The 4,543-nt window shown below is 68.0% G+C and carries 6 protein-coding genes (1 of these 6 running past the window's edge); all 6 read right to left on the reverse strand.

The features are described 5' to 3' along the window. Tightly spaced (each overlapping or abutting the next), the 6 genes in view from K789_RS22715 to K789_RS0109130 form a layout consistent with a single transcriptional unit that may run on beyond the window. Positions 1-566, reverse strand: the 5' portion of a protein-coding gene (locus tag K789_RS22715; protein ID WP_051180972.1) for a FliH/SctL family protein. Its footprint begins 199 nt before the window's first position; only the first 566 of its 765 coding nucleotides appear in the window; it begins with the start codon at positions 564-566; the stop codon falls past the left edge of the window. Beyond that, positions 556-1,572, reverse strand: a complete 1,017-nt coding sequence (gene fliG / locus K789_RS0109110) for a flagellar motor switch protein FliG (protein ID WP_024366492.1) — start codon at positions 1,570-1,572, stop codon at positions 556-558. Before fliG ends, K789_RS22715 begins: the two co-directional genes overlap by 11 nt. Next, positions 1,569-3,176 (reverse strand): flagellar basal-body MS-ring/collar protein FliF, encoded by a 1,608-nt coding sequence (gene fliF, locus K789_RS0109115; protein ID WP_024366493.1) that lies wholly within the window; start codon positions 3,174-3,176, stop codon positions 1,569-1,571. Before fliF ends, fliG begins: the two co-directional genes overlap by 4 nt. Next, positions 3,176-3,481, reverse strand: a complete 306-nt coding sequence (gene fliE / locus K789_RS0109120) for a flagellar hook-basal body complex protein FliE (protein WP_024366494.1) — start codon at positions 3,479-3,481, stop codon at positions 3,176-3,178. The genes fliF and fliE overlap by 1 nt, the downstream gene beginning before the upstream one ends. After that, positions 3,481-3,873 carry a flagellar basal body rod protein FlgC gene (locus tag K789_RS0109125; protein ID WP_024366495.1) on the reverse strand — a complete coding sequence of 131 codons (393 nt, stop codon included), beginning with the start codon at positions 3,871-3,873 and terminating at the stop codon, positions 3,481-3,483. The genes fliE and K789_RS0109125 overlap by 1 nt, the downstream gene beginning before the upstream one ends. Then, the gene (locus K789_RS0109130) at positions 3,873-4,214 is read right to left on the reverse strand and encodes a flagellar basal body rod protein FlgB (RefSeq protein WP_024366496.1); all 342 of its coding nucleotides are present in this window, start codon (positions 4,212-4,214) and stop codon (positions 3,873-3,875) included. The genes K789_RS0109125 and K789_RS0109130 overlap by 1 nt, the downstream gene beginning before the upstream one ends. Positions 4,215-4,543: the final 329 nt, after the last annotated feature.

Below are 4,543 nucleotides of genomic sequence, written 5' to 3' on the forward strand. Positions count from 1 at the left end.
GCGTCGAGCCAGCCCTGCTGGTATTCGACCTTGGCGTCGCCGCGGTTGAGCGACGGGTCCGCGCGCAGCGGCAGCCCGGCCGGCAGGTCCTGGCCTTCCTTGGCGAGGACCTCGATGTCGGTCGGGTTCAGCCGGATGGCCAGCACGGTGGCGGCGTCATTTCCGGACAAGGCGCGGTCCAGGGCGGCGCGGGCCGTCCTCGTGCCGTGAGCCAGTTCGTAGCCCAGGATCGCCTCGGCGAGTTCCAGTGCGGTCCGGGCGAGGACCTCCTCGGCGTCGTGCAGGGCCTGGACGTTCCGGTGGGCGAAGTCCGTCCGGGCCACGGCGAGGGCCCGGACCGCGCGGTCGAGGTCCTGCTGCCCGGAAGCGAGCGAGGCGGCCTGCTCGGCAGCCATGCGGTCACGCCAGCGGCGCTGTTCCTTGGCGGCGGCACGGACGCCGGCGGCGTAACCGGCGGCGTGCCCTTCGGTGTAGCCTGCCTGTTCGCTGGCAGGTCCGCTCGCGCGCAGCGAGGGGAAGATGATCCGGGCCGGGCCGCTGTCGGTGGCGGTCCCGTCAGTAGACATAGTCTTCTTCGTCCCCGCGCTGGATCGTGATCTGGCCATCGGCCTCAAGCTCGCGGATGGACCGGACCACCGCGGCGCGGGCTTCCTCGATCTGGGAGGCGCGCAGCGGACCGAGGGCGGCGATTTCGGATTCAAGGATTTCCAGGTTGCGGCCGGACACGTTGGTGGTGATGGTCTCCAGAACAGGCTCCGAGGCGCCCTTCATGGCCACGGCCAGCACGGAGGCGTCGAGGCCGCGCAGGACCAGCTGCACATCGCGGCGTTCCAGCTTCACGATGTCCTCGAACGTCACCATCTGGGCGCGGATCTCCACGGCGAGGTCCGGATCCAGCAGGTCCAGTCCGTCCAGCACGGAGCGTTCGGTGCCTGCGTCGGTCCGGTTGATGATTTCCAGCAGCGGCTGGATGCCGCCCACCACCTTGGAGGCCTGCTGCGAGACGGCCGCGCCGCCGCGCAGTTTGAGGGTGTCGGCCACAATGCCGATGGCCTCCGGTGCGCCGGAACCCATCGTTGCGATGCTGAGGGCGACGTCGGCCCGCAACGAACCGGGCAGCCCGGACATCACGGCGGAGGCCTTGCGCGGGCTGAGGTGCGCCAGGACCAGGGCGATGGTCTGCGGCAGTTCGCCGTCGATCAGGGCGAGGATCTGGACCGGTTCGATGTCTTCCAGGAACTCAAAGGACTTGCCGGCCATGTTCACCGTGAGCCGGTTGAGCAGGCCGGCGGCCTTCTCCGAGCCGAAGGACGCTTCCAGGAGGCCTTCGGCCAGTTCCCGGCCGCCCCGGGCCTGCCGGGGACTGGACATCGCCGCTTCGTGGAAGTCCTTCATGATCTGCTCGGCGACCTCGGGATCCACCTTCCGGAGCCGGACGATCTCGGCGGCGATGTCCTCGGCCTCGGCGTCGTTGAACTGTGCCATCACCTTCGCGGCGTTGGCCGGGCTCATCTGCATGAGGACGACGGCGACCCGCTGGGTGCCGGTCAGGGTCGAATCCGCGAGTTTCATACCGGCTGCCTGTCATCCATGAGGCCGCGCAGGTAGTCGGCCGCTTTCTCCGGGTTGGCGGCAACCATGTTCTCGATCTCGAAGCGGCGGCGCTCAGCCTCCACCTGGGCAGGCGGCGGCACCATCGGCGGCAGGGCCGTGATCGGGATGGCCGACGTCTCAGGCGCCGGGGGCAGCGCCGTGACGGTCGGCATGACCGGCATCATCTCCAGGTCGAGGCGTTCGCCGAGATCCACCGGTTCGCGCTTCTGCCGGCGGCGCAGCACCATCGCGATGACGAGGGCCAGAATCAGCAGGCCCAACAGGATGCTGCCCGCTGTGATCAGGGTTCCGAAGAACGCGGACTGCTTCTGTGCTTCAAGATCGGCCTTGGCCGCATCGAGGGACGCGGCCGCCTGGTCCGCGGCCGCGGTGCTGAACGGCACCACTTCGACGGTCACTACGTCGCCGCGGGCAGCGTCGACGCCGGCGGCGGCGGTGACCAGCGAGGTCAGTGAGGCCAGGTTGAGTCCGCCGGCTGCGGCCTGGTCGACGGCGACGGAAATGGTCTGCCGCCTGACGGCGCCCGCCGGGATCACGCGGTCCTCGGTGACTTTGTTGACGGCGTTGTTCTTGGTCTCGGTGGAGGAGTCGAAGCTGCCGTTTCCGCTGGTGCCGCCGGGAACCGCGATGTTGTCCGGTCCCAGGACGCCCGCGGCGCCTCCCCCGGTGCCGGTGTACTTCTCGGTCTTGGAGGACTCGCTGAGCGGCAAGGCGCCCTGGGCATTGGTGAAGGTTTCGCTTTTCTGCTGGGCGGATTCGCCCGTGACGTCCGCGGCCACGGCCACGGTGGAGTTTCCGGGGCCGACCACGCGGTCCATGACGGCCCTGACGGCGTCGGAGGTGCGCTGCTGGTAGTCGGTTGCCTGCTTGGACGCCGAGCCCGCCGCGCCGGCGCCGACGGCGGAGAGGACGTTGCCCTGGGAGTCGACCACGGAAACGTTGGCCGGCTTGAGGTTTTCAATGGCGGCCGAGGTCAGGTGGACGATCGCCTGGACCTTGTCGCCGGAGAGTGTGGAGCCGGGGGCGGTTTCCACGAAGACGGAGGCCGTGGTGTCCGGGGTCTTGGAGACGAAGACGGTCTTTTCCGGAATCGCGAGGCGGACGGCGGCGGTCTTCACGCCGTCCATGGCGGAAATGGTGCTCGCCAGCTCGCCTTCGAGGGCCCGCTTGTAGGTGACCGACTGCTGGAACTCAGAGGAGGTGACACCCATCTTGTCCAGCAGCGAATAGCCCGTGGCAGCGGCGGTGGGGAGCCCCGCGGCGGCGGCCTTGAGGCGCTCGTCGTAGACCTTGGCCTCCGGTACGAGGATGGTGGAGCCGCCGTCGCTGAGTTCGTAAGGGACGTTGTCCTTGCGCAGCTGCTCCACGATGCCGTTGGCGTCAGTGTCCTTGAGGCCGGAAAACAACGGCGTCATGGTGGGCTTGGAGAGCCAGGCGGACAGGGCGATGATGCCGACCACCAGGAGGGCAGCGCCGATCACGGCGACAGTGCGCTGGCCGGTGGTGAATCCTTTGAGGCCCGCTCCGAAGCGCTGGAAGAAGCCGGTGATCTGCGGTGGCATCAGGCCTGCATCCTCATGATCTCGTTAAACGCGTCAACGCCCTTGTTGCGCACGGTTGCCACAAGCTCGAGGGTGATCTGGGCGCGGCTGGCCGCGATGGTGGCGTTGTGGATGTCATCCAGGTTGCCGGTGACCGCGGAGACGGCGAGCTCTTTCGACGTCGACTGCAGCTGCTGGAGGTTGTCCACCGCCCCGGTGAGGGAGGCACCGAAAGCGGAGCCGTCAGTGCCGGTGGCCGCGCCGGCGCCGGAAACGTAGTTGGTGGGCATAACGCCCTGTACGGGGGCGACGGGGGAAACAGGCATCAGGATCTTCCAATCTCAAGGGCGGCCAGGTAGGTCTCGCGGGCGCGGTCCACAACCTGCGCGTTGGCCTGGTAACCGCGCTGGGCGATGATGAGGGCGCCCATCTGTTCGGCCATATCGATGTCCGGGTACTTCACGTTGCCGTCGGCGTCCGCGAGGGGGTGGTCCGGCTGGTAGACGATGCGGCCTTCGCCGCTGCCGAGCTGGGTGCTCTTGACGTAGACGCCCGTGCCCTCGGAACCTTCGGCGGCCTCCACGTACCTGGCCTGGAAGGCAGGTCCGTTGGTGCTGGAGGCGTTGTTCATGTTGGCAAGGTTGTCCGAGACGGCGTCGAGCCATTTGCGGTGCACCGTCAGGGCTGAGCCGGCGATGCCGATGGCGTCAAAGGTCATCAGTTGGTCCTCATCGCGGCGCGCACGGCATTGAATTCCCCGCCGATGGCACGGGCGGCGAACTGGAAACGCAGCACGGTGTCGATGTTGGAGAGGGTCTCGGTGTCCAGGTTGACGTTGTTGCCGTTCAGCTGTGTGGGCTCGAGCGACGTGCCTGTGGTGGCCCCAACGGTGCCGTCCCCGGACTTCACGGAGTCGGCGAGGGCTGCCTCGAAACTGACGCGCTTGGCGTGGTAGTTCGGCGTGTTGACGTTCGCGATGTTGTTCGCGATGGCGCGCTGGCGCAGCGCGAGGCCGTCCATGGCGCTGGCCAGGGCGGCGGAAGTCACGGATTCGAGCACAGAGTCCTGCCTGGGATGGTAAGAAGTGGCCGATCCGTGGCCGTTAAACGAGCGATCCGTGCTCTATCAGTGGTTATCGGCACTGGTCAGCCGCGCGTTAGCAGAAAACACAACACGTTTTGCAGGTTTTTCCGCCGGGCGTTTCGGCGGCTGTTTCCGGCTCTTCTTCCGGGCCGGGTCAGCCGTTGACGTCGAGGTACACAGCGCCGGAGGGATCCCCGACGCCGGGCACGGAGGAGACGGCCTGCAGCTGCTTGGCGACGTCTGTCCGGGCTTCTTCCAGCCTCTTGGCGACGCGCTCCTGCGCGGCCGAGAGCGCGAGGGCGCGG

It is taken from the genome of Arthrobacter sp. TB 26 (assembly GCF_000427315.1).
GTDB lineage: Bacteria > Actinomycetota > Actinomycetes > Actinomycetales > Micrococcaceae > Arthrobacter.

Excerpts from the sequence above, each read along its gene's own strand:
- fliG (WP_024366492.1), bottom strand. The coding sequence starts at position 1,572 with ATGAAACTCGCGGATTCGACCCTGACCGGCACCCAGCGGGTCGCCGTC.
- fliE (WP_024366494.1), bottom strand. The coding sequence starts at position 3,481 with ATGCCTGTTTCCCCCGTCGCCCCCGTACAGGGCGTTATGCCCACCAAC.
- fliF (WP_024366493.1), bottom strand. The coding sequence starts at position 3,176 with ATGCCACCGCAGATCACCGGCTTCTTCCAGCGCTTCGGAGCGGGCCTC.
- K789_RS0109125 (WP_024366495.1), bottom strand. The coding sequence starts at position 3,873 with ATGACCTTTGACGCCATCGGCATCGCCGGCTCAGCCCTGACGGTGCAC.